This window comes from Actinomadura rubrobrunea NBRC 15275, assembly GCF_001552235.1.
GTDB lineage: Bacteria > Actinomycetota > Actinomycetes > Streptosporangiales > Streptosporangiaceae > Spirillospora > Spirillospora viridilutea.
This window is the reverse complement of sequence record NZ_BCQU01000003.1, coordinates 37,746-61,882: the sequence shown is the minus strand read 5'-3', so window position 1 is coordinate 61,882 and position 24,137 is coordinate 37,746. Positions and strand designations below refer to the sequence as shown.

Here is a 24,137-nt window from a genome sequence, read left to right as displayed (position 1 = left end):
GGACGGCGCCCACCGTAACGCCCGTTCCCCGGCCGGTGCCGCCGATTGCCGATCTTGGCCAACGTCCCCTTGGTCCTCTCATCGCCCCGCCCGAGGTAGAGGTGTCTTAGGCCAATGCCCGTCCTCGCACGCCAGCGGCATCACGGCGCGGCGACGCCCCGGGTACAGCGGCTGAGCGCCGTCTAGGAGGGGCGGAGGGCCAGGCGGGCGGCGAAGACGAGGAACGCGGTCCCCGCCAGCCGGTCCAGGGCGCGGCGCATGGCGCGGCGGCGGAGCCAGTGGCCCAGGCGGTCGGCCAGTACGGCGATCGCCCCACACCACAGGAGGCCCTCCGCGACGTGGACGCCGGTCAAGAGCAGGCTCCATGCCGCCACAGGGGCGTCATGAGGGACGAACTGCGGCAGCAGCGACACGTAGAAGACGCCGACCTTCGGGTTGAGGGCGTTGGTCAGCAGGCCGCGCAGGAAGAAGCGGCGGCCCGGCGGTTCGGGGGCGTTCTCGTCGTCGTGGCGGTGGAGCAGCAGGCGCAGCCCCAGGTAGACGAGGTAGCAGGCGCCCGCCCAGCGCACCGCCGTGTAGAGGGTCTGAGACGCGGCGAGCACGGCCGACAGGCCCAGGCCGGCGGCGGCGCCCCACCACAGGCAGCCGGTCTGGACGCCGAGGGCGGCGGTCAGCGCGGCGCGGCGGCCGTGGGCGACGGCGGTGCGCAGGACGAGCAGCGAGTCGGGGCCGGGCGTGAGCGTGAGCACCGCCGCGACCCCGGCGAAGGCGAGGAGGGGCACGATCAGGGTCATTCGACGGTGACGCTCTTGGCGAGGTTGCGGGGCTTGTCGACGTCGTGGCCGAGCGCCGCGGCGGCGTGGTAGGCGAGCAGCTGCAGCGGGATCGTCAGCAGGATCGGGTCGAGCTCGGGCTCGTTCTTGGGCACGGTCAGGGAGTCGTCGCCGAGCTCCTGGTGGCCGACGGTGATGACGCGGCCGCGGCGGGCGCGGATCTCGCCGAGGGTGGACAGGTTCTTGTCGCGCAGCTCGTCGTCCGGGACGACCGCGACGGTCGGCAGCTCGGGGCTGACCAGGGCGAGCGGCCCGTGCTTGAGCTCGCTGGCCGGGTACGCCTCGGCGTGGACGTAGGAGACCTCCTTGAGCTTCTGCGCGCCCTCCCGGGCGATCGGCCAGCCGCGGACGCGTCCGATGAACAGCATGCTGCGGTAGGTCGCCAGGTCGGCGGCGAGCGCGGCGATCTCGTCCTCCTGCCGGAGGATCTCGGCGATCTGGCCGGGCAGCGCGCGCAGGCCCGCGCAGATGCGGCGGCCGTCGGCGGGCGACAGGTCGCGGATGCGGCCGAGGTGCAGCGCCAGCAGCGCGAACACCACGGCCGTGGAGGTGAACGCCTTGGTGGACGCGACGGCGATCTCCGGTCCGGCGTGCAGGTAGACGCCGCCGTCGCATTCGCGCGCGATGGCGCTGCCGACCGCGTTGACCACGCCGAGCACGCGCCCGCCCTTGCGCCGCAGCTCCTGGACGGCGACGAGGGTGTCGTAGGTCTCCCCGGACTGGCTGACGGCGATGTAGAGGGTGTCCGGTTCGACGACCGGGTTGCGGTACCGGAACTCCGAGGCCGGTTCCGCGTCCGCCGGGATGCGGGCGAGCTCCTCGATGAGCTGGGCGCCCATCTGCCCCGCGTAGTACGCCGACCCGCAGCCGAGGATCTTGACGCGGCGCACGCCGCGGGCCTCGCGCGGGTCGAGGTTGAGGCCGCCGAGGTGCGCGGTGTGGAAGCGGTCGTCGAGCCGCCCGCCGAGCGCGCGCTCCACGGCGGCGGGCTGCTCGTAGATCTCCTTGCGCATGAAGTGCGTGTAGCCCTCGGCGTCGTAGGCCGCCTCGTCGGTCTCGATGACGGACGGCTTCTTGCTGGTGGCGCGGGCGTCGAGGGTGGACGTGCGGAAGCCGTCGGCGCGGACGGTCGCGAGCTCCCCGTCGTCCAGGTGCACGACCTGGCGGGTGTAGCGGACGAGCGCGGCGATGTCGGAGGCGGCGAACATCTCCTTCTCGCCGATGCCGAGCACGACGGGGCTGCCGTTGCGGGCGACGACGAGCGTGTCGGGGTGCCGGGTGTCGACGACGGCGATCCCGTACGTGCCGACCACCTGGGACAGCGCGTCGCGGACGGCGTCCTCCAGCTCGGCCGCTTCCGACCGGGCGATCAGATGCGCCAGCACTTCGCTGTCGGTCTGGGACGCCAGGGCGACACCGTCGGCCTCCAGCTCGGCGCGCAGCTCGTCGGCGTTCTCGATGATCCCGTTGTGCACGACCGCGACGGGCCCGGACACGTGCGGGTGCGCGTTGACGTCGCTGGGCTCGCCGTGGGTGGCCCAGCGGGTGTGGCCGATGCCGGTGCGTCCCTTGAAGCGGGCGGGCAGCGCGGCGGCGAGGTCGGCGACCCGCCCCTTGGCCTTGCGGACGCGCAGGTCGCCGGAGCGGCCGATGACGGCGAGCCCCGCCGAGTCGTATCCGCGGTACTCCAGGCGCGTCAGCCCCTCCATCAGGATGGGGACGGCGTCTCGGGGACCGACGTAGGCAACGATTCCGCACACGATGTCTCCGTTTGAGCGGTTTATCCGTAGACGATGCGACGCAGCTGGCGCAGGGAGAGTTCGGGCGGGGCGAACCGCCGCGCCGGCAGCTCGGCCGCGACGCGCTCGAAGATCTGGTCGTTGGTCAGCCCGCGCGCCCGCAGCTCGCCGTGCCTGCGGCGGACGAACTCCTCCACCGGCTCGCCGAAGTACGCCAGCACGTCCGCGATGACGCGGGCCGCCTCGCCCGGCCCGAGCGGGCTGGTGCGGCACAGGTGGGCGACGAGCTCTTCATGGGGGTGGGGGGCGGACATGGCGCTCAATCCTGCCCACATCGTCCACGCAATGCCAACAATTCTGCCCGATATCGGGCAGGAACCCGGCGAAACGGTGCGGCGATCCTTCGCCGCCGGACCGGCCGATCGTCTCCGGCAGACTGGGCCGCATGGCCACGGTCGTCGCCTTCCACGCGCATCCCGACGACGAGGTCCTCCTCACCGGGGGGACGCTCGCCCGTGCCGCGGCCGAGGGGCACCGGACGGTCGTCGTCGTCGCGACGGACGGCCTCATGGGCGAGGTGCCGGACGGCGGCGCACCGCGCATGAAGGAGCTGCGGGAAAGCGCCCGCGTCCTCGGCGTAGCCCGCGTCGCGCACCTGGGGTACGCGGACAGCGGGCACGGCGCCGTGCTGTACCCGGATCCGCCCGACCGCCCCCGGTTCATGCGGGCGGACCCGGCCGAGGCGGCGGAAACGCTCGCCGCGATCCTCCGCGAGGAGGACGCCGACGTTCTGCTCAGCTATGACGGCAACGGCGGCTACGGGCACCGCGACCACGTCAGAGTGCACGAGGTCGGCAGGCGCGCCGCCGAACTGGCGCGGGTTCCGCGCCTGTTGGAGGCGACGCTCCCGAGCGACGTCGCCGTCCGCCTCGCCAGGCTGGTGAGGCCGCTGAGGATCCCCATCGGCTTCGACCCCGACGAGCTCAGCGGCATGTTCAGCCCTCGCGAGGCGATCACCCACCGCGTCGACGTCCGCCGGTACGCCGGGCGGAAGCAGGCGGCGCTCGCCGCGCACCGGTCCGAGGTCTACGGGAAGGGGCGGGCCGCGGCCGTGATGAGGACGCTGGTCCGGGTGCCCGCGCCGGTCTTCGGGCTGCTGTTGGGCCGGGAGTGGTACGTGGACGCCACTGCCCCGTCCGCCCCGCGAACCGTTCCCTGCGACATCTTCGACGCCGTGCGGTAGATCACCCCTGCCTCATGGCGGCGCGTACAAGGAACGTCCCAGGCCATCATGCTGGATGCGGCGCAACGGAAGGGGCGGAGCACCCCGGGGCGTATGAGACGTTAGTCAGAGGACGGACGGGAGACGTACGGGCGCGGGAAGTCTGGATGGCGGCGGTGGAGTACTCAGGGCACAGCGGCGGGACGAACGACGGCGCTCCGCCGCCGGACGCGTCTCCCGAACGGTTGCGCGCCGCGGTCGAGGAGACCTACGGGCCGCTCACCGAGACCTACGAGCGGCTGGAGCAGCGGCTGCGGCAGTCGGGAGCGCGCGCCGTGGGGTGGGCCCCGTACGTCGACGCGCTGCGCGCGTTCCGCGAGCGGCGCGTCGCCGGCGACTGGTCCGACCTGGCGCGCCTGCTGGTCGACCCGGCGTCGCTGAACGCGGCGGACGGGCCGTCCAACGTCAGGCTCGTCGAGGTGACGCAGAACGCCGTCCAGGCCGTGCACGAGATCGTCGCGCCCCTCCTGTCCGGCGGGGAGCGCGCGCTGCTGCTGGCCCCCACGGCGGAAGAGGCCGAACAGATCGCGCAGAGCTTCGCCGACGACGAGACCGCCTTCGTCGTCCACATCGCCGCGGTCGCGGACCGGAACCCGGACCTTCCGGCGGAGGATTCGACCGGGACGCTGCCGCTGAAACCCGCCACCGACGAGCATCTCGCGGCGGCCGGCGTCGACCCGTCCACCGGCACCCGGCCGCTGCGCCCCGTGGAGGACGAGCCGTCCGGGGCGCCGCGCGCGCCGGAGGCCACCATGAGCACCGCGACCGTCCGGCCGGTGGGGGAGGCGTGGCGGCAGGCGTGGCAGACCGAGGGCCGCTTCCTGCAGCGCGGCCTGGTGTGGATGGAGCAGTGGCCGCGGGACGTCGCCGCCCTCGACGCGCTGCGCGCCGAGGACCAGCGGCGCCGCGCCGAACTCGACGCCCAGCTCGCCGCCCTGCGCGCGCGGATCGACGAGCTGCGGACCGCCGCGAGCACGGCCGAGCAGGCGGTCGCGGACGCCGAGCGGGAGGCCGAACGGCTGGCCGCCGAACTGGAGCGGATCACCGCCGAGCTGGCCGAGCCGCGCGCCGAGGCGCAGCGTCTGCAGGAGGCGGCGGACGCCGCGGCGGCGGAGGCCAACCGGCTCTCCCAGGCCGCGGACGCCGCCCATGACCGGCTCGCGCAGATCGACGGCCGGATCGCCCACGCCCGCACCGAGCTGCAGGCGGCGCGGGAGCAGGAGGCGGCGCTCGCGGGCCAGCTGGAAAAGGCGCGCCACGACCTGCCCGTGGCCGCCGCCGAGGCCGAACGGCTGCAGGCCGCGTCCGCCGACGCCGACGCCGAGGCGCACGCCGCGTACTACCGGGCCGTGTCGGCGGAGTCGGCGCTGTCGGCGCGGCGCCGCAGAATGACGCTCAGCCAGCGCCTGCACGTCGCCGCCCCGCCGCCCGAGCTGCGCGAGCTGCGCGCCGAGGCGAAGGCCCGCAAGCGGGAGGCCGACCAGGCGGCCGTGCGCGCGGCCGAGGCCAGGCAGGCCGCCGAGCAGGCGGAGCTGCGCCGGTCGGGGCTGCTCCGGTTCGTCAACGAGGGCGGCGCCGGGCTGGAGGCCGCCCGGCAGGCCCAGCAGCGCTTCGACGCCGAGATCATCCGGTTGACGGCCGAGCGGGAGACCGTCGCCGGCGAGTGCCGGGAGCGGGCCCGCGAGGCCGCCCAGGCCGTGGACCGCGCCACCCAGGCGGCCGGCGCCGCCCGGCACGCGCACCAGACCGTCCGGATGATCGAGGAGCGGCTCGCGGCCGTCCGCGCCGCCCGCCAGGAGGCGGTGGCGGCCGGCGAACGCAGCCGGGCGCTGGCGGCCACGGCGACGCAGCGGCTGGCCGAGGCCGAGTCGGAGCTGTCGGAGCGGGAGGCGGCCGCCGAGCGGGAGAACGCCGCCCGCGCGGCCGAGCTGGCGTCCGCCGAGGAGACCGTGCGGCGCACCCGCGAGAACATCAGGGACTTCTGCGGCACCGACCCGGCCACCGCCGAGCCCGGCCGCCTGGAGGCGCACCAGCGGCGCGCGATGCAGCGCATCGAGCAGCTCTCCGGCTACCTGGAGGCGGGCGACCGCGGCCACGACGCCGGCGACGACGCCGCCGACCTGCTGCTGCGCACCGCCGACCTCGTCTGCGCCACCCCGCTCGCCGCCGCGCTGCCCCTCGACCCGTCGGCCGAGTTCGACGCGTTGATCGTGACGGGCGCCGGAGCCGTCACCGACGCCGAGTTCCTGGTCGGCGCCGTTCGGACCCGGCACTGGACGCTCCTGGGCGACCCCGCGCGACGCCCCGTCGCGTACTCCGACTACGCCGACGCCCCCGCCGCCCTGACCTCCCCGTTCACGCGCTGCGCAGAGGCCGCCCCCCACACCTTCACCCGCCCGGATTCCGTCCCAGCAGCGGACAGCACCGACACCCCCGCACCGAACACACAGGCCGCGCCGTCGCCCACGACCGACCCTGCGGACAGGGGCGCCGCAACCACAGCCGCCGAAACCGAGCAGGGGTCCGGAGCCGATACCGCGTCAGCCGCCGAACTCGCCGGCACGCACGAGTCGTCCCAGCCCGCACCCGGCATCTCCCAGCCCAGCGGCGACGTACCCACGCGCGACGCCACGCGTGACGCCGAAACCATGCAATCGGGTGTGGAAGAGCCGGAAGACGAGCATCACACCCAGGCCACCACGGCCCAGACCGACGACTCGCAGGACGCAGCGGTCACGACGCCGCACGAGGCGGCGGAGCACGCGCCCAGCCACGACGCCACGACGGCTGATGTCGCCGCGCCCGAGCATGCCGACGGCGAGACGCCCGAAGACCCGCCTCACGCCCAGGCCGCTGCGGGCCAGATCAGCGCCGCTACAACCGGCGAGGACGAACCCTCACACGACGCCGTAGACACAACGAGCGGCGACAGCACCGCCTCCAACACCCCGGCGGAGACCAGCGCCGAACTGGGACCTGGCGCCGATACCGCATCGCCCGCTGAACTCCCCGGCGCGAACGCAGAGGCGGACACGCCCCACGCCATACCCGACACCGAGACCGTCGCCGCCCAGCCCGCTGGGGAAGCAATCGCAGACGACGCCACTGGGCACGCAGGTGCAGGGCAAGCTCAGGACGAGTCTCACCCGCAGACCTTCGCGCCCGAGCAGGCCGACGGCGCGGCGTCCGAAGACGCGTCTCACCCGCACTCCGAGACGGAACAGGCAGGCGCGTCCGGCGACCCCTCACACGACGCCGCGTCCAGCACGGAGGTCACGACACCACACGGCGTCACCGAGGACGCCCTCAGCGGCGGCATCACGCCTGAGGCCGAAGAGGCCGACCTGGAGAGGGCTGCAGACGCGACAAGCGGCGGCGTCACTGCAGGCGGTGCGGAGGCAGGCGAGGACGATCCGGCAGTCGGCGCCACAGATGCGGCGACCAGCGTTGACAGCACCACGCCGGGTGAGGGTGCGGACGCAGAGAAGGGGCAGCCCCGGGACTGACACCGCCGAACGAGCAGGCGGCACCGAAATGGCGGAAGCCTCGCGCACCGGCGATCGCGATGCGCGAGGCTTCCGTCAGTTTCCTGAGAGGCTGAGGTCCCGCAGCGGGCGGCGGCCCGGCCGGGGAGGAGCGGTCAGTCCTCCTTGACGAACAGGTTGAGCAGCCAGCCGACGACGCCGACGATGATGGCGCCCCAGAAGGCGGGCCAGAACCCCTCGACGTGGAACGGCAGGCCGACCTCGGTGGCGATCTTGCTGGTGAGCAGCAGCAACAGGCCGTTCACCACGAGCCCGATGAGGCCCAGGGTGAGCACGTAGAACGCGCATCCGATGGTCTTGACGATCGGCTTGATGATGGCGTTGACCAGGCCGAAGATGACCGCGACGCCGACGAGCGTCAGGGCCCGCCGCCCCGTGTCGTCCCCGGTGACGGTGATGCCGTCGAGCAGGAACGCGGCCACCGCCAGCGCCGCCGCCGTGATGGCGGTCTTGATGAGTATCGACACGCTTCCATCCTGAAGTGACGCGGCGCCGCCGTCATCACTCCGCGCAACGATTCTCCGCGCGGGCCTGTCACCGTTCCGGACGATCCGCGGCTCGTCCCGCGGAGCCGGTCAGTCGGTGCGGTCGAAGAAGGGGGAGCTCGCGCTGATCTGCGGGCGGGAGCCCGCGCGAGCCCCCGCCACCGGGACTTGGGTGGGGGCCGACGACGGGGCGGGGGTCGCGCCCTGGCTCGGCTGACGCCTGGCGGAGATCGGGGCGTTGCCGCGGATGCGGTCCAGTTCGCGCTGGAGCTGCCGCTTCTCCCTCTCCAGGGTGGTGAGCGACTCCTCGTGCTCCTCGCGCAGGGAGCGGATCTCGCGGCGCGTGCGGACCCGGCGGGCGATGCCGGTGAACGTGAGGACCAGGCCGATGACGAACACCACCGCGACGGCGGCGCCGGCGAAGAAGACCTGCCACAGGGCGTTGACACCGGGCACGGCGGTGCCGAAGACGGTCAGGGTGGTGTCGCCGGGATTGTCCAGCGCGACGCCGGCGCCGACGACCACGGCCGCGGCGACCAGCACGAATCCGATGAACGCCATGGACTCTCCTTTCCAACGGCTGCAGAAGCCGGGGCGGGGGCCTCCACCCTGCCAGAGAGCAAAACGAATCTTGTGCGATTTGCCCGATAATCACCTGCAACGTCACGCTGCGTTGCGGAAGGTCCTTTCACGGGCGGCGCCGCGTCCCGCCCTCCGGGGACCACCGGTTGGGCCGCCCCGGGACGGGTAACGATCAACGCGGACGGTGATCGCGACGAAAGGACCCCTCATGCCCGCCATCCGGGCCGTCGTGTTCGACCTCGACGGCGTGCTGGTCGACTCCGAGCCGGTGTGGGAGGAGGTGCGCCGCCGCTACGTCGCCGACCGCGGCGGGCGCTGGCGTCCCGACACCCAGGAGCGGCTCATGGGCATGAGCACCGCGGAGTGGTCCCGGTATCTGGCCGCCGAGGTGATCGGCGGCCTCGAGCCGCGGCAGGTCGCCGAGGACGTGATCGAGCAGATGGTCCGCCGGTACGAGGCGGACCTGCCGCTCATGCCGGGCGCCGTGGACGCGGTGCGGCGGGTGGCGGACGGCGGGCTCCCGCTGGGGCTGAGCAGCTCGTCTCCGCGCACCCTCATCGACTTCGTGCTCGCCGAGATGGGCGTGGCCGACCTGTTCCGCGCCACGCTGTCCACCGAGGAGGTGGCGCGCGGCAAGCCGGCGCCGGACGGCTACCTCGCGGTGGCGCGGCGGCTGGGCGTCCCGGCCGCCGAGTGCGCGGCGATCGAGGACTCCGCCAACGGCCTGCGCTCGGCGCACGCCGCGGGCATGCGGGTGATCGCCGTGCCGCATCCGCGCTACCCCCCGGCCGAGGACGCGTTGCAGCTGGCCTCCTACGTCGCCCGCGACCTCGGCGCCGTCACGCCGGAACTGCTCGACGACCTGGCCGCCACGCCCCGCCCCTGACCGGGCCTGTGGATGACCCGCCGCGCCGTCGTACCCGGTCCCTAGGATGGCGGGGTGTCCTCTCCCCCGAGCGAAGTGCAGACGGGCGCCGCGCTGGACGTGCTGCGGCGCGTGTTCGGGTACGACGCGTTCCGCGACGGCCAACAGGAGATCATCGAGCATGTGATCGCCGGGCACGACGCCCTGGTGCTCATGCCGACCGGCGGCGGCAAGTCGCTGTGCTACCAGATCCCCGCGCTGGTCCGCCGCGGCGTCGGGGTGGTGATCTCGCCGCTGATCGCGCTGATGCAGGACCAGGTGGACGCGCTGCGCGCGCTCGGCGTGCGGGCCGGCTTCATCAACTCCACGCAGGACTTCGAGGAGCGCCGCCTCGTGGAGGCGCAATTCGTCGCCGGGGAGCTGGACCTGCTGTACCTGGCGCCCGAACGGCTGCGCCTGCCCGCCACCGTGGAACTGCTGGACCGCGGGACGATCTCGCTGTTCGCCATCGACGAGGCGCACTGCGTGTCGCAGTGGGGGCACGACTTCCGTCCCGACTATCTGCTGCTGTCGGGCCTGCACGAGCGGTGGCCGGACGTGCCGCGGATCGCGCTGACCGCGACCGCCACCCCCGCCACCCGCGCCGAGATCGCCGCCCGCCTGGACCTGGAGCGGGCCCGGCACTTCGTGCACAGCTTCGACCGCCCGAACATCCAGTACCGGATCGAGCCGAAGACCGACCCCAAGAAGCAGCTGCTGACGCTGCTGCGCACCGAGCACGCCGGGGACGCGGGCATCGTCTACTGCCTGTCCCGCAACTCGGTGGAGAAGACCGCCGAGTTCCTGACCGCGAACGGGATCGAGGCGCTGCCGTACCACGCGGGCCTGGACGCGGCCACCCGCGCCGCCAACCAGGCGCGGTTCCTGCGCGAGGACGGCCTGGTGATGGTCGCGACGATCGCGTTCGGCATGGGCATCGACAAGCCGGACGTGCGGTTCGTCGCGCACCTGGACCTGCCCAAGTCGGTCGAGGGCTACTACCAGGAGACCGGCCGCGCCGGGCGGGACGGCCTGCCGTCCACCGCCTGGCTCGCCTACGGGCTGCAGGACGTCGTCAACCTCCGCAAGCTGATCGACGCGTCGGAGGGCGACGAGGCGCACCGGCGCCGGCTGACCGCGCACCTGGACGCGATGCTGGCGCTGTGCGAGACGGTCGACTGCCGCCGCGTCCGGCTGCTGGACTACTTCGGCGAGTCCGCCGAGCCGTGCGGCAACTGCGACACGTGCCTGTCGCCGCCGCAGTCGTGGGACGGCACGATCGCCGCGCAGAAGATCCTGTCGGCGGTGGTGCGGCTCGACCGGGAGCGGCGCCAGAAGTTCGGCGCGGGCCACATCATCGACATCCTGCTCGGCAGGAAGACCGCCAAGGTCATCCAGTTCGACCACGACGCGTTGACGGTGTTCGGCGTCGGCGCCGAGCTGCGCGAAGCCGAGTGGCGGGGCGTGGTCCGCCAGCTCCTGGCCCAGGGCCTGCTCGCCGTCGAGAGCAGCTACGGCGCGCTGGTGCTGACCGACCGCAGCGCCGACGTGCTGCGGGGGCAGCGCAAGGTCATGCTGCGCCGCGAGCCGGAACGTCCCGCCAAATCCAAGGGCTCCGCCAAGCCGGGCAGGAAGACCAGCCCCGCCGCGGACCTCCCCGAGGAGGCCGTGCCGCTGTTCGAGCGGCTGCGGGCCTGGCGCGCCGCCACCGCCAAGGAGCAGGGCGTCCCCGCCTACGTGATCTTCCACGACGCCACCCTCCGCGAGATCGCCACGGTCCGCCCGTCGTCCCTGGCCGAGCTCAGCCGCGTGAGCGGCGTCGGCGAGAACAAGCTGGCGAAGTACGGCGAGCAGGTCCTCGCCACCGTCGCCGACCACGGCTCCGACCAGGGCGGCGCCGATCAACCGCCTCCTGAGGACGACATCGACTGGTGACGCCCCGGCGATCGCGCCGCCGCGCTGGTCCCCGACCAACTCAACGCCGTGGCGCCGGCCGCCCGGCTCGCGGCGCTGGAGGCGCACCACGATCACCGATGACGGGAGCGCTTTCCCGAATGAGCTCGCGGAGGTGCGGGTGCGGCCGTCACTGAAGCCACGCCCCGTGCGGCGCGGCGCCCGGCTCGTCCTTCTGAGGCGACGTGGAGCGGCGGCGGCCGCGCCGGAGCGGAGGCGGGGTGCCGACCCCGTCGCGTGGCGACTGGTCGGACGTCCGGGTGCCCGGCCGGGTCAGGACGCGAACTCGGCACGGACGCCCAGCAGGCGCACCGGCCTCCGTTCGGTGAACCGGTCGAGGGCGGCGAAGGCGGCCGCCTCGATTGCGGAAGCCTCAGTCGTCGGTGCCTCCAGCGCCCGGCCGTGGGTTCGCGTGAAGAACGGCGCGTAACGGACCTTCACGACGACGCGGACGGCCGGTCTCCTCTCGGCGGCGACTTCGCGCGCCACCCGCCGCGCCAGGCGCGAGACTTCCCGGCGCACCTGCTCCCAGTCGCGCAGGTCATGCTGGTAGGTGGTCTCGCGTCCGCGGGACCGGGGGACGTGCGGTCGGCCGTGCACCGGCGAGTGGTCCTGCCCTTGCGCGAGCCGCACGAGCCACGGCCCGATCGTGGGGCCGAGCCGCTCGGCGAGGGCGCGCGGGTCGGCCGCCGCGAGTCGACCGACCGTGGCGATGCCCATGTCTTTCAGCCGTTTCGCGGTCTTGGGGCCGACGCCCCACAGCGCGTCGGTCGGCCGGTCGCCGAGCACGTCGAACCAGTTCTGGTGGGTGAGCCGGAAGACGCCGGCCGGTTTGCCCAAGCCCGTCGCCAGTTTGGCCTGGAGCTTGTTCTGGCCGATCCCCACGGTGCAGTCGAGACCGGTGGCCGCGCGCACCCGGTCACGGATCTCCCGCGCGATCCGCTCCGGATCGTCGGTGTCGACGGCCAGGAACGCCTCGTCCCAGCCGAGCACCTCGACCACCGCGTCGAACTCCCGCAGCGTCGCCATGACCTGGGCCGAGACGGTCTTGTAGACCTTCGCGTCCACGGGGAGGAAGACCGCGTCGGGGCAGCGCCGCGCCGCGGTCCGCAGCGGCAGGCCGGAGTGGACGCCGTAGGCGCGGGCTTCGTAAGAGGCGGTGCTGACGACGCCGCGCTTGGTCGGGTCGCCGTCCCCGCCGACGACGACCGGGCGCCCGCGCAGTTCCGGATGTCGCAGCACCTCCACGGCCGCGAGGAACTGGTCCAGATCGACGTGCAGGACCCAGTGGGCCATAACCCATTGTCGCTCCACCTGCACATTCCCGGCGAACCTGATCACGTGACGGACCGTCCGTCGGCGTCCCCGGGGCACCGTTACGACCATCCAGCGCGCGGCGAACCATGTTGAGCCTGCCCGGTTCTCTGCCCCGCCCGCAGCCTCGACGCCTTCGCACCGCAGCCGCGCAACACACCGGCCGTCCGCTCAGGCACTCGACGCTGTTGCCTCAGCCCGGTCAGACGGCCAGCGGCCACGCTGCCACGGTCGCCCGGCGCAAACGATCCACGCGCACGTTCGCCCAGTGGGCCCGCGACCACGCCGACGACTTCAGGTGAGCAGCCGGGCCAGTTCCACGCGCGAGCGGATGCCGAGGCGGGTGAAGACGTTGCGCAGGTGGTGGTCGACGGTGCGCGGGCTGAGGGTGAGCCGGGCGGCGATCTCGCGGTTGGTGGCGCCCGCGGCGACGAGGCGGGCGATCTGGAGCTGCTGGGCGGTGAGCCGGTCCAGGTCCACGGTGCCGCCGCCGTCCACCGCCTCGCCCGCCGCGCGCAGCTCGGCCCGCGCGCGCTCGGCCCACGTCTCGGCGTCGTAGGCGTCGAAGATCTGCATGGCCGCGCGCAGGTGGCCGCGGGCCTCGCGGGGGCGGCGGTCGCGGCGGAGCCGGTGCCCGTAGAGGAGTTCGGTGCGGGCCAGTTCGAACGTCGCGTCGCAGTGGCCGTGCAGCCGCAGCGCCTCCTCGAAATGCCGGGTCGCGGTGTCCTCGTCGTCGGCGAGCAGGGCGCGGCAGCGCAGGGCGAGCGCGCGCAGGCCGGGGCTGCCGGTGCCGTGCGCCCACCGGTCGTACGGTTCGCAGACGCGGCGCGCCTCGTCCGGACGCCCGCACCGGACGGCGGCTTCCACTAGGTGGGCGGTCGCCATGACGGCGACGGCGGGGTGGGCGGAGTCGGTGCCGGTGAGCAGCCGGAGCCGGGCAAGGGCGTCGCCGGGACGGTCGTCGGCCAGGTCCAGGCAGGCCAAGGCCCATGACCCGTACGCGGCGGGGCGGGCGAGCCCGTGCCGGCCGACGGTTTCGGTCAGCCCGTCCAGGTGGCGCAGCGTGGCGGCGCGGTCCCCGCGGAACGCGGTGACGAGCGCGATCGTGGCGAGGTGGTCGGCGGCGACGTTGCGTTGCCCGGCGGCGCGGGCGAGGTGCAGTCCTTCCTGGGCGATGGCGGTCGCCGCCGTGTAGCGGCCCAGGAACAGCTCGGTGTGGGCGAGCATCGCCAGCGCCTGCGGCTCCTGGACGGGGTCCCCGCCGCATCGCACGCGCGCCACCGCGCGTGCGGCCAGTTCGTGGGCGCGTCGCTCGTCGCCGCACACAATGGCGGCGTAGGTGGCGTACATGAGGGCCGTGCCGTCGTCGACCTTGTCGGCCAGGTCCAGTGCGGTGGCCAGGTGCCGGGACGCGGTGCCGTGCCGTCCGCGGAAGGCCGCCGCCAGGCCGGTGAGGTGCGCGGACGCCAGTTCGGCGACCGGCCCGTCCAGGCTCGCGGCGGCGGCATGGTCGGCGACGGCGACGAAGGAGTGCAGGTCGCCGCCGGATTCGGCGGCGTGCGCGGCCTTCATCAACGTGGTGGCGGCCGCGGCATGGTCGGTCTCGGCGAGGTGGTCGGCGGCCTCGCGCAGGATTCCGGCGGCGATCGCGGGCGACCCGTCGTACAGCTCGATCTCGCCTTGGAGCAGCCTGACGCGGCCGAGCCGTTCGGGGGCGTCGGCGCACGGCAGGACGGGACGGAGCATGGCGCGGGCCCGCCGGGGCCGTCCGGCCCGCCACGCGTCGGCGGCGGCGCGCACGTACCGGTCGGCCTTCAGGTCGAGGTCGGTGGTGAGTTCGGCGGCGCGCTGCCAGGTGCGGGAGGCGTCGAGCCGGTCGCCGCGGACGCGGGAGGCGGCCTCGGCGAGTTCGTCGGCGAGGGCGTCGTCCGGGTGCTCCACCGCGGCGGCGCGGTGGCGGGCGCGACGGGCCCGCTGCTCTTCCCGGTCGAGGACGTCGGCGAGCCGCGCGTGCGCCCAGCGCCGTTCGAGGGGCGAGGCGTCGGCGTACACCGACGACCGGGCGAGCGGGGGCATGGCGACGGCGTCGCCGTCCACGCGCAGCAGCCCGGAGGCGCGGGCGGCGTCCAGGTCGGCGAGGTCGGCGGCGCGGGCGAGGGCGTCCAGGTCGAGGCGGTCGTCGGCCGCGGCGAGCAGCACGAGCCGCCGCGCCCCTGTCGGCAGGGTGAGGTAGCGCTGCCGGTAGAGGGCGCGCAGGCGGCTGCGCGCGGGGAGCGCGCGGGGCGGTGCGGCGGTGCCCGCGAGCTGTTCGGGGGTGAGCGCCTCGGCCAGTTCGACCAGCGCCAGGGGACGCCCGGCGGCCAGCTCCACGAGCTCTTCGGCGAGGTCTTCCCGGATCAGCCCCCGGGTGAGCCGGTCCAGCAGGCGCAGGGCGGCGGCGTCGTCCAGCGGAGGCAGGACGAGCCGCGGCACGTCGGCGGGGCCCTCGTCGCCGCAGACCGCGAACACCATGGCGATCCGGTCGCCGCGGACGCGCCGCGCCGCGTACGTCAGCGCGTCCAGGGACACCGCGTCGAGCAGGTGCGCGTCGTCCACCACGCACAGCAGCGGCCGGGCGGCGGCCGCCTCGGCGAGCAGCTCGTACACGGCGGTGAACAGCGTGAACCGCGGGGCGGTGACGGCGCCGCCGTGGCCGAGGAGCGGCGCGAGGGCGTCGCGGCGCCCGGCGGGGGACCGCCGGGCCGGGTCGGCCAGCGGGCGCAGCAGCCGGTGCAGCCCCGCGTACGGGACGGCGGCCTCCTGCGGGATGCCGCGGGCGCCGAGCGTGCGGAACCGGGGCGGGGCCTGGGCGGCGGCCGCGTCCAGCAGGCTCGTCCGGCCGATGCCGGGCGGGCCGACGACCGCCAGCGCGCCGCCCTGTCCGGTGCGGGCCCGGTCGAGCAGCCCGCGCAGGGCCGCCAGTTCCCGGTCCCGCCCGTAGAGGGCGGTCTCCTCCGGGGTGGTTCCGAGGGTCATGTCGCACCTCCAGCCGGATGCCGCTCGTGCGATGCGGCTCGCGGTCCAGTGGCTCGGCCCGTGGCCCGGCGCGAGGGGGGTGACGAGCCCACAGCAACACGCGACCCCCGAACAGGTCTAGAGCGCCGTTCTATTACGGGGAGGGGACGCAACGCGGGCCGTCCGCCGTTGTGATCGCTCACAATCCCGCCGGGCCGGGTCTGGCCACGGTCCGCGCCGGATGCGACCATGGCCCCGCTCCCCTGCTCGCGCCCCCGCACCTCCCCCACCGGAGCGCGCCGGCGGCGCGCGCGGTGGTGTCCGAGGAGGCTTGCATGGCGACGCTCACAACGGCGGCCGACGGCGCCGACCGGGCGATCGTCCGCCGGGCCGTGGCGCGGCTGCGGGACCGGCTGCCCGAGCTCGCCGGACGGCTCGTCGGGGAGATCCTCAGCGGCGAGGGCGGCGACCGCCCCAGCGGTCCCCGCGAGGACCTGTGGGAGGTCTGCCACACCGGCCTCGACCACGGGTTCGCGGCGATCCTCGACCCCGGCCGGGGCCGCGCCGATCTGGAGTGGGCCGAGGAGCTCGGCCGGCGCCGCGCCGAGCAGGGCCTGCCGCTGGACCGGCTGCTGCGCTCCTACCGCCTGGCGGGGTGCGTGTTCTGGGACGCGCTGGTCGAGGCGGTGACCGAGGACGACCCCGCGCAGGTGCCCGCGCTCGTCCGGCAGGCCACGCGCACCTGGCAGACGATCGACCAGCAGTCCAGCACGGCGGCCGCCGCGTACCACCGCACCGAGTACGACCTGCTGCGCCGCAGCGAGGAGCGCGTGAACGCCGTCGTGGACGCGCTGCTGGAGGGACGCGGCGACGGCGGCCTGGTCGCCACGGCCTGCTCCGTGCTCGGCCTGGCGCCGTCCGGCCGCTACGCCGTGGTCATGCTGCGCCAGGACGAGCCGCTGGAACGGGCCACCGGGCGTCCCGCCGACTCGGTCGCGGCCGGGGGCATGCGGTTCATCTGGCGGGTGCGCGCCGACGTCCAGGTGGCGGTGGTCGACCTCGGCGAGGCCGACCTGGACGACCTGGTCGACGCGCTGCGTCCGCACGTGCGCGCGTACGCGGGCGTCAGTGCCGTCGTCGACGGGCTGGCCGACCTCGGCGCGGCCCGCTGGATGGCCGAGCTGGCGCTGCGCACCTGCCGCCCGCCCGAGCCGGACGTCGCGCGCATCGACCGGCGGCTGCCGGACGCGCTGCTGGCGTCCCAGCCCGCGCTCGCCGACCGGCTGCACGCCCAGGTGCTCGGCCCGCTGGCCCGGCTGGACGCGGCGACGCGCGAGGTGCTGCTGTCCACGCTGACCGCCTGGCTGGAGTGCGACGGCTCGGCCGCCCGCGCCGCGTCCCGCCTGTACTGCCACCACAACACGGTGCTGAACCGGCTGCGCCGCATCGAGAAGCTCACCGGCCGCCTCCTCAGCCGTCCCCGCGACCTGGTGGAGGTCGTCCTGGCGCTGAGCGCGCACCGGCTGACCGACGACCGCCAGTGATCGCGCGGCCTTGTTCCGGACGCGAAACGGCCCGGCGGCGGCCGCCGAGGGGAGGCGGTCGCCGCCGGGCGCCGGGTCACCCGATCAGACGGGGCAGGTGACGCGCGAGTCGGAGAGCGTGAAGTCGTTCGGGGCCGGGCACAGGAACTGGCTGTAGCGGGTGTCGTCGTCGATGAACCGCTTCATCCAGCTGATCATGTACTTGGCCATGGTGGTGTTGGACGTCTGCGGGAAGAAGTGGCTGGCGCCGAGCAGCTCCAGGTAGCCCTTCTCCGGCGCGTTGCTCAGCGACAGGTAGAAGGGGATGGAGTGGGTGGCGACCGGTGCGATCGTGTCGAGCTGGCCGCCGATGATCAGGGTGGGGGTGCGGACCTCGGGCCAGGTCTTGTCGAGGTTCCACGGCGCGATCGGGATGGCGGCCTTGAGGGAGGGACGGCTCTTGGCGGCCTCCAGCGTGCCGCCGCCGCCCATGGAGTGGCCCGCCACGGCCAGCCGGGACGCGTCCACCCGGTCGCGGACCGAGCTGCGCTGGGTCAGGTAGTCCAGCGCGGCCAGCAGCTGGGCGCCGCGGCTGTCGGGCTGGTCGAGCAGGGTGTTGGTCTCGATGCCGAACACCACGAACCCGTGCGAGGCCAGGCGCGGGCCGAGCCAGTCCAGGCTGGACCACGTGGCGGTGAAGCCCGGCGAGATGGCGATGGCGCCGAACCTGCCTTCGCTGGTGGTGGTCGGGTAGTAGATGACGCCGCCGCCGAAGCCGGTGACGCTCAGCCTGGACACGCTGATCTGGGCCGTCGCGTACGGGCCGCGCGGCGCCTCGATGAGGTCCTCGGTCGGGTCGGGCCCGTGCTGGTACGGGCTGACCGCCGCGGCAGCCGCAGCGGCCGGGGCTGCGGGGGCGGCGCCGGCGGCGGGGGCGGCGAGCACGCCGGTGCCGGCGGTCAGGGTGAGCGCCAGGGCCGTCGTCGCGACGGCCCGCAGGGCGCGGCGGCGGGGAGCGGTCGAGAGCCCGGATCTGATGGGCGGGGCGCTGTCAGATGGGGTGTTCCGGGACAGCACGTCGATGCACTCCTTCGGGGAGGAGCCGCGGCACGGGGAACCGTGACGCGGTTCACACGGATATCGACGTGCAGAGCGTGCAATCAGCCAGGCGAACAGGCATCGGCGAAATCGCCTGTCTCGTCGGCGCCCTGGCTTCTACCTGGAGGTTTCATCGCCACCCGAGGGCGGCCGCCTCGGCGTCCCACGCGGCGGCCCCGCCCGGCAGGGGCCACGCCCGCGTCCGCTTGGCGTCGTAAGGGAGAAGTGCGGCCGCCTGCGCGTGCCGTTGGACGAGCGCGTCGATCTGCCGCTGCACCCCGGGGTGGTGCTCTCGCCTCCGCAGGTTGTCGATGACACCCGTCACGTGGGCTTCCGTGGATTCCAGAACGCTGCGTTGCTCGGCGGCGTCCATCCCGCGCGTCAGCACCAGCATCGGAGGGGCGACCTCCTCGGCGAGCGCGGCCGCCAGACGGTCGTGGCCGTCCAGCACCACATGCCCGTCCAAGCCGCTGACGGCCCACACGAGGACGGGCGGCAGCACCCCTTCGCGTACCTGCTTGCGGTAAGCCTTCACACGCCCGGCGTCAGGAGGCGAAAGCGGACGCAACGGCAGCACCCCGCCCCACCCGTTGCCGTCCCAGTCGATGTACACCGTCGACCCGACAACGGGTGCGACGAGCAAGCTCAGCGGAACGTTGCACGGACGCAGCACCCACCGCCCCTCGTGCAAGGGGCCGTTGTCGGCGGCGTCCAACCAGGACGCGTAGCGGTGCACCCAGTTCCGTCGTGCGCGCGCCTCGGCCGCGCGCAGGGGCGGCAAAGGCGAGGCATAGCGTCCCGTACAGTAGACGCTCACGCCGTAGTGGTCTCGGTCCACCATGCCGAGCAGCACCACGTCCCGCCCCTGCCGGAGCAGCATGCGCCGCGGATGCGCCGCCTCCATGCGAAGCCCCGGCGCCCGCGACCGCCCGACGACCAGCGCAACCGCAGACTCACCACCCAAGGCTTCTCGATGCACGCTCACCTCTCGTCCGGAACGTCGGCCTCACGATCCCCGAACGGCGTCGGCCGGTGCGACGCGGTGGCCGCGACCGGCCATGGCGGCGCGGGCGCCGGGCGGCGGCGGTCCCGACCTCGGTCTTCACGCGGCGCCGCGCCGGCCTCGTCCCACTGGGCTCTTGTTATTCAGGAAACGTTCAGGAAATCATCAGTCTCATTGGAGAGTCCGCACCTAGCGTGGCTGTGATGCTCGTGTCCGCGTTCGCGTCTGCCACGGCGCCCAGAGCCCGTTCCCGTCCGCAACCGGCCGAACACGTACCGCCCAGTGGACGGCGCCTCGCCTGGTTGGACGCCCTGCGCGGCTTGGCGGCGCTGGTGGTGGTCTTCGAGCACTCGCTGGACGTGCTGTTCCCCGAGGTCCGCCGGAACGCGAGCCCGTGGTTCAACTTCGGCCGGTACGGCGTGTTCGTGTTCTTCCTGGTCAGCGGCTACATCGTGCCCGCGTCGCTGGAACGCCGGGGCGACCTGCGCGCCTTTTGGATCGGCCGCCTGCTGCGCCTGTATCCGCTGTTCGCGGTGGCGGCGCTGCTCGGCGTGGCGCTGGCGGCGACCGGGGTGGCGTGGCCGCTGCCCTCCCCGCTCACCGACCGGCCGTGGATGGGCGCGCTCGCGCACGCCACGATGCTGCAGGACGTGCTGGGCGTCCCGAGCGTCGTCAACGTGTTCTGGACGCTGTCGTACGAGATGGTGTTCTACCTGCTGGTCGCGGCGATGTTCGCGGCCGGGGCGCATCGGGCGAGCGCACCGGCGGCGGCGCTGTTCGCGGCGGCCGCCGCGGCGGTGGGCGCCGCGCTGCCGGTCTGGCTGATCGCGTTCCGCTGGCAGATGGGGTCGGTCGCGGTGACCGCCGCCGTCCTGGCGGCCGGGCTGCTCGCGATGATGTTCGGCACGGGGAGGATCCGCCTGTACGGGGCGGTCGTCCCGGCGGTCCTCGCGCTCGCGCTGCTGACCGTCAACAGCCGGGTCGGCGGGATGGAGAGCCTGGCGATCCTGGCGACGATGTTCGCGGGCACCGCCCTGTACCGGATCGAACGCGGCCAGGTCTCCCGCCGTCCCGCGTCGGCGCTGGTCGCGCTGGTCCCCGCGCTCACCGTCGCGGCCGGCGCGTGGGCCGCGTTCACGACGGCCGACGCGTCCTGGGACTGGCCGATCGCGGTGACGGCGGCGTGGCTGACGTTCCTGCTCGGCTGGTCCCTGCGCCACCGCGGCATGCCGAGGGTCCTGGCCTGGCTGGGTCTGATCAGCTACTCGCTCTACCTGCTGCACACGCCGGTCCTGCAGGTGGTGTGGCGGCTGACGGGGGACCCGGACGACATGGCCCTCGCCGAACGCCTGGGCTGGGCCGTCGCCGCGATCGCCTGCGTCGTCGCCGCGGCGGCGTTCACCTACCGCGCCGTCGAACGCCCGATGCAGCGCCTCGCCCGCCGCCTGTCCCGCCGCCCGGCCGCCTGACCGCGTCCGCCCCGCCCGCCGCTCGTCCACGGCCCGGCAGCTGGGCGGTGACGCCCCGCGGAGCCGACCACGCGGCACCGCGCCTCCACCGCGCCCCCTCACCCGCCGCAGCACCGCGCCCCGCCGCTCGGACGCCGACCCGGCGGGCGGGTGACGGCCCGCGGAGGCGACAGGGCGCCGACCGGGCGGACCGGAGCGACGCTCACCGCGCCTGCGCCGCGTCCGGTCCGCCCAGCAGCCGCCGCAGCCATGCGCCCCGGCGCCTCCGGACAGCTCTGCGCCCGCCGGGCGCCGCGGCAACCGGCCTGGCGACGCTGTGCGACGCGGTCGTTCTCCACCTGGACGACGCCCCCGGCTCAGGCGGTCGCCGACCGCTCGGCCCGGACGCCGCCGGCCCGCCCTGCATGGACGGCCCCCGCTGATTCCGCGTCGGCGGTCGCCGCCCGGCGAGCGCCGACGGCCTCTGCACTCCATCTCCCTGCACCCGACACGCGTCCGGCATGGACGACCAGGCCCCGTCCTGCCCCGACTTCGGGACCTCGGGGCCGGCCGCCACTGACTGCCGTAACGTCCCCCACAGGCGTGCCGTGTACAGCAGGTGCGCCATCTCCTCGGGCGTGGCGGCCTCGACCAACCGCGCCGCGCCCGTCCGTTCGCGGACGTACGCCCACAGACTGCCGGTGTACGAGCCATACCAGATGAGCGCTTCGGGGAACGCGGCGCGCAGCTCGGCGAGCCGCCACTCGGCCACGGCGGCGGTCACCGCTCGGCCCGCCGGTTGAGGTAGCCGATGATGAACACGCTCGCGTCGATGATGTCGTCGGCGGGGCCGATCGGCTCCTGCCAGCTGGTGTAGAACCACAGCGCGCCGCCGTCCTCGGGACGTGGCCGACATGTGACCAGATCCGCCGCCGCCCTGTCGCAACATCCGCTGACCTGCGGATTCGAGATGCGCAGCCCCTGGGGTGTCAGCTTGGCCGTCAGCCCTCGCGCCAACAGATGCGTGTGCAGCGCGGCGAGCCGGTCGCACGCGGCCGTACCATCGGGTGCCATGGGGGTCGGCCTCCCTTGCAGGTTGATCCCCTAGGCCCTGGGCGCGTGCCGCTTACGCAGCTCAGGGCCGCTTTTCGTCGCTCTCCGCACATAAAAGCCTCCGCAGCGTTACTTTGAGAAGACGTTGCATGGTGCATCCCCGGTGCATCCGCCGCCGTGCACCATGCACCGGACGTGCACCGCCGACGAGGTGGAGGCGATCATGAAGTTCGGCGAGAAGATGCTGGCTCTCATGGCCGAGCGCGATCTGTCACTGCGCAGGCTCGCGGCAGCCGTCCACTACGACCACGGATACCTGTCGAAGGTGTCCCGCGATCTGCATCCGCCCTCGGCGGAATTGGCCGAACTGCTCGACAAGGCGCTCGACGCCGGCGGGGAGCTCAAAGATCTGGCCTCGAAGATACGCGAGACCCAAAACCACGCGGATACCGTGGACGAAGCGCCCGAAAAGGACATATATCCCCGCAATCAAGACGAGGACGACGAAGAGATGGAACGACGCACACTCCTGCAGGCGCTCGTCGCACTCGGCGTCCCGGCGGCCGTGGGTCTCGAGGCACTCCAGCCCATCCGGTCCGGCGTCGACCGCGCCGTCGGGCGCAATGAGGAGAGCCACCTGGACGAATGGGAGCAGACGGTCGCCGATTACGGCCATACCTACCGGTTCGCCTCACCGCAGCGGCTGATGCTCGACCTGGCCGCTGACCTGGCCACCGTCCAGGTGATCACCGCCCGCAGCAAGAAGGAGAAAAGCCCCGCCTACCCCTCGTGGTGCCGGGTCGCCGGCGGCCTGTCGTTGATGATGGCCAAGACGCTGTCCAATCTCAGCCAGCCGCGCGCGGCCCGCGAATGGTGGTTCACCGCGCTGAGCGCGGCCAAGACCTCCGGAGACAAGGACCTCTACCTGTGGATAAGCAAGGAGCGGCTGATCCACGGCCTTTACGAGGGACGCCCGACGGTACATCTGCTCCACGAAGCCGACAGGATCATCGAACAGTCGTCGAACACCCTGTACCGCGGGCTGCTCGGCGTCCGTGCGGCGCGCGCACAACTGCTTTCCCTCGAAGGCGCCGACCGCCAGACCCGCGCGGAAATTCAAACTTGCAATGCAATTTTCGAGGCGCTCCCCCCGTCGATCACCGACAGCAAGCAGCTGTCCGTCAACCAGGGATGGCCGGAAGATCGCCTGCGCTACACCGAGGCGTGGGTGTACGGCCAGCTCGGCGATCGCGACGGACTCGACCGCGCCATCGGCCGCCTGCGCGCCGTCCACCCTCTGGACTGCCCGCGCTACCGGACCCAGGTCGAACTGCTCGAAGCCGTCGGCCACGTCCGCACCGGCGACGTCACCGAGGGGGTCCGCCACGCCGGCAACGCCTACGCGGCTCTTCCGCCCGAGCAGAGCAGCATCATGGTCACCACCCTGGTCGACCACGTGCTGAGCGCCGTACCCCCAGGGCGGCACGCCGAGACGGCGGTCACCGAGTTCCGCGAGCTGGTCGCCTCACACGACTCGCGCAAGGCGCTCGCTTAGCGTCCGCCGCAGGCACCCACACCTCGGCACACCGGCCCCCGCTACACACCCGCCAGCCAGTACCCGCCGTCCCCGAGGAACCTGCGACGGCAGAACGCCATGCACACACAAGCTCCCGCCAACGCCACGCAGCACAGCCCGAACACCGACTCAGAACGGGATACCGCACCGGCGTCCGCCACCACGCCGTCCTTGAAGGACCCGGCGTCGGCGGCTGGGCATGCACGCGCGTGCTTCCCAACGTCGCGCCGACACCGGACAACCGAAGGCGCCACCACCCGACCTGCGGGCCGCGAACAACCGACACGCCCCGCAGGGCTGAGCACCACGCCGACCCGAGGCGCAACGCCGCGCCCACTCCGGACAACCGAAGGCACGACCGCCCCACGCACAGGCCGCGAACAACCGACGCACACCGCAGAGTCGGCCGGACGCCGGGCCGACCCGCAGCGCAACGCCGTGCCCACTCCGGGCAATCGAAAGCACGACCACCCGACGGGAAGGCCAACCGATGCGCCCCGCAGGGCCGATCGCCAGGCCGCCCCGGAGCGCGACGTCGCGCCGACACCGGACGACCGAAGGCACGACCGTCCGACCCGCAGGCCGCCCGGCGCGCCCCGCAGAGCCGGTCGCCAAGCCGAGCCGGAGCGCAACGCCGCGTCCACACCCACGCCTCGCGCTTGGGGAACCGCCGGCCGGTCGGAGCCGTTGTCCGGGCGTCCGCGTCATCGAGGGCGGCGGCCGTTTCCAGCAGGCATACGTCCGCCGCGTCGTCCCCTGCGGTTCGACGTCGGCGACGCGGCAGACGGGGCGGTCCGGTGAGCGC

The 24,137-nt window shown here is 73.9% G+C and carries 17 protein-coding genes; 7 read left to right on the top strand and 10 right to left on the bottom strand.

Annotation, left to right across the window (positions count from 1 at the left end; all coding sequences use genetic code 11):
* Positions 1–182: 182 nt before the first annotated feature.
* From AR3_RS01630 to AR3_RS01620, 3 genes are read right to left on the bottom strand one after another with little or no spacing between them, the layout of a single operon-like run.
* A complete protein-coding gene (locus AR3_RS01630; RefSeq protein ID WP_067907213.1) occupies positions 183–794 on the bottom strand; it encodes a LysE family translocator in 612 nt (203 codons plus the stop codon).
* Positions 791–2,593, bottom strand: a complete 1,803-nt coding sequence (gene glmS, locus AR3_RS01625; RefSeq protein ID WP_067907211.1) for a glutamine--fructose-6-phosphate transaminase (isomerizing) — start codon at positions 2,591–2,593, stop codon at positions 791–793. The genes AR3_RS01630 and glmS overlap by 4 nt, the downstream gene beginning before the upstream one ends.
* A gap of 20 nt (positions 2,594–2,613) precedes the next feature.
* Complete coding sequence (locus tag AR3_RS01620) at positions 2,614–2,886, bottom strand: hypothetical protein (protein ID WP_067907209.1); 273 nt, start codon at positions 2,884–2,886, stop codon at positions 2,614–2,616.
* 131 nt (positions 2,887–3,017) lie between these two features.
* On the opposite strand from AR3_RS01620, the gene AR3_RS01615 reads away from it, so the two are divergent.
* Positions 3,018–3,815, top strand: a complete 798-nt coding sequence (locus AR3_RS01615; RefSeq protein ID WP_067907207.1) for a PIG-L deacetylase family protein — start codon at positions 3,018–3,020, stop codon at positions 3,813–3,815.
* Positions 3,816–3,961: 146 nt separating this feature from the next.
* On the top strand, positions 3,962–7,360 hold the full coding sequence (locus AR3_RS01610; protein ID WP_067907205.1) for a hypothetical protein: 3,399 nt from the start codon (positions 3,962–3,964) through the stop codon (positions 7,358–7,360).
* Positions 7,361–7,494: 134 nt separating this feature from the next.
* On the opposite strand, the gene AR3_RS01605 is transcribed toward AR3_RS01610, so the two are convergent.
* Together AR3_RS01605 and AR3_RS01600 are read right to left on the bottom strand one after the other, a co-directional pair.
* A complete protein-coding gene (locus AR3_RS01605) occupies positions 7,495–7,866 on the bottom strand; it encodes a phage holin family protein (protein ID WP_067907202.1) in 372 nt (123 codons plus the stop codon).
* A gap of 108 nt (positions 7,867–7,974) precedes the next feature.
* Complete coding sequence (locus tag AR3_RS01600; protein ID WP_174545409.1) at positions 7,975–8,445, bottom strand: hypothetical protein; 471 nt, start codon at positions 8,443–8,445, stop codon at positions 7,975–7,977.
* Positions 8,446–8,674: 229 nt separating this feature from the next.
* Between AR3_RS01600 and AR3_RS01595 the strand changes: the two genes are divergently transcribed.
* The gene (locus AR3_RS01595) at positions 8,675–9,352 is read left to right on the top strand and encodes an HAD family hydrolase (protein ID WP_067907200.1); all 678 of its coding nucleotides are present in this window, start codon (positions 8,675–8,677) and stop codon (positions 9,350–9,352) included.
* Positions 9,353–9,406: 54 nt separating this feature from the next.
* Positions 9,407–11,305, top strand: coding sequence for a DNA helicase RecQ (gene recQ, locus AR3_RS01590; RefSeq protein ID WP_067907198.1), 1,899 nt, complete (start codon positions 9,407–9,409; stop codon positions 11,303–11,305).
* Between the two features lie 291 nt (positions 11,306–11,596).
* On the opposite strand, the gene AR3_RS01585 is transcribed toward recQ, so the two are convergent.
* Together AR3_RS01585 and AR3_RS01580 are read right to left on the bottom strand one after the other, a co-directional pair.
* Entirely contained in the window at positions 11,597–12,619 is a 1,023-nt protein-coding gene (locus AR3_RS01585) for a DNA polymerase IV (protein ID WP_067907196.1), read from the bottom strand.
* A gap of 312 nt (positions 12,620–12,931) precedes the next feature.
* Positions 12,932–15,652: an AAA family ATPase gene (locus AR3_RS01580; protein ID WP_067907193.1), complete on the bottom strand. Its 2,721-nt coding sequence runs from the start codon at positions 15,650–15,652 to the stop codon at positions 12,932–12,934.
* Positions 15,653–15,966: 314 nt separating this feature from the next.
* Here AR3_RS01580 and AR3_RS01575 point away from each other — a divergent pair, with 314 nt between their 5' ends.
* The gene (locus AR3_RS01575; protein WP_067907192.1) at positions 15,967–17,175 is read left to right on the top strand and encodes a PucR family transcriptional regulator; all 1,209 of its coding nucleotides are present in this window, start codon (positions 15,967–15,969) and stop codon (positions 17,173–17,175) included.
* Between the two features lie 84 nt (positions 17,176–17,259).
* On the opposite strand, the gene AR3_RS01570 is transcribed toward AR3_RS01575, so the two are convergent.
* Together AR3_RS01570 and AR3_RS01565 are read right to left on the bottom strand one after the other, a co-directional pair.
* On the bottom strand, positions 17,260–18,228 hold the full coding sequence (locus AR3_RS01570) for an alpha/beta hydrolase family protein (RefSeq protein WP_390097707.1): 969 nt from the start codon (positions 18,226–18,228) through the stop codon (positions 17,260–17,262).
* Positions 18,229–18,382: 154 nt separating this feature from the next.
* Positions 18,383–19,132, bottom strand: coding sequence for a hypothetical protein (locus AR3_RS01565; RefSeq protein ID WP_067907190.1), 750 nt, complete (start codon positions 19,130–19,132; stop codon positions 18,383–18,385).
* 425 nt (positions 19,133–19,557) lie between these two features.
* Between AR3_RS01565 and AR3_RS01560 the strand changes: the two genes are divergently transcribed.
* Positions 19,558–20,724 (top strand): acyltransferase family protein, encoded by a 1,167-nt coding sequence (locus tag AR3_RS01560; protein WP_067907188.1) that lies wholly within the window; start codon positions 19,558–19,560, stop codon positions 20,722–20,724.
* Positions 20,725–21,483: 759 nt separating this feature from the next.
* On the opposite strand, the gene AR3_RS01550 is transcribed toward AR3_RS01560, so the two are convergent.
* Entirely contained in the window at positions 21,484–21,777 is a 294-nt protein-coding gene (locus tag AR3_RS01550; protein WP_067907184.1) for a hypothetical protein, read from the bottom strand.
* A 202-nt stretch (positions 21,778–21,979) separates the two neighbouring features.
* On the opposite strand from AR3_RS01550, the gene AR3_RS01545 reads away from it, so the two are divergent.
* The gene (locus AR3_RS01545; RefSeq protein ID WP_146150346.1) at positions 21,980–23,311 is read left to right on the top strand and encodes a helix-turn-helix domain-containing protein; all 1,332 of its coding nucleotides are present in this window, start codon (positions 21,980–21,982) and stop codon (positions 23,309–23,311) included.
* The last annotated feature ends 826 nt before the right edge of the window (positions 23,312–24,137 follow it).

Coding starts and splice junctions, on each gene's coding strand:
- AR3_RS01630 (WP_067907213.1), bottom strand. CDS start 794: ATGACCCTGATCGTGCCCCTCCTCGCCTTCGCCGGGGTCGCGGCGGTG.
- AR3_RS01620 (WP_067907209.1), bottom strand. CDS start 2,886: ATGTCCGCCCCCCACCCCCATGAAGAGCTCGTCGCCCACCTGTGCCGC.
- AR3_RS01615 (WP_067907207.1), top strand. CDS start 3,018: ATGGCCACGGTCGTCGCCTTCCACGCGCATCCCGACGACGAGGTCCTC.
- AR3_RS01610 (WP_067907205.1), top strand. CDS start 3,962: ATGGCGGCGGTGGAGTACTCAGGGCACAGCGGCGGGACGAACGACGGC.
- AR3_RS01600 (WP_174545409.1), bottom strand. CDS start 8,445: ATGGCGTTCATCGGATTCGTGCTGGTCGCCGCGGCCGTGGTCGTCGGC.
- AR3_RS01595 (WP_067907200.1), top strand. CDS start 8,675: ATGCCCGCCATCCGGGCCGTCGTGTTCGACCTCGACGGCGTGCTGGTC.
- AR3_RS01585 (WP_067907196.1), bottom strand. CDS start 12,619: ATGGCCCACTGGGTCCTGCACGTCGATCTGGACCAGTTCCTCGCGGCC.
- AR3_RS01580 (WP_067907193.1), bottom strand. CDS start 15,652: ATGACCCTCGGAACCACCCCGGAGGAGACCGCCCTCTACGGGCGGGAC.
- AR3_RS01575 (WP_067907192.1), top strand. CDS start 15,967: ATGGCGACGCTCACAACGGCGGCCGACGGCGCCGACCGGGCGATCGTC.
- AR3_RS01565 (WP_067907190.1), bottom strand. CDS start 19,132: ATGCTGCTCCGGCAGGGGCGGGACGTGGTGCTGCTCGGCATGGTGGAC.
- AR3_RS01550 (WP_067907184.1), bottom strand. CDS start 21,777: ATGGCACCCGATGGTACGGCCGCGTGCGACCGGCTCGCCGCGCTGCAC.
- AR3_RS01545 (WP_146150346.1), top strand. CDS start 21,980: ATGAAGTTCGGCGAGAAGATGCTGGCTCTCATGGCCGAGCGCGATCTG.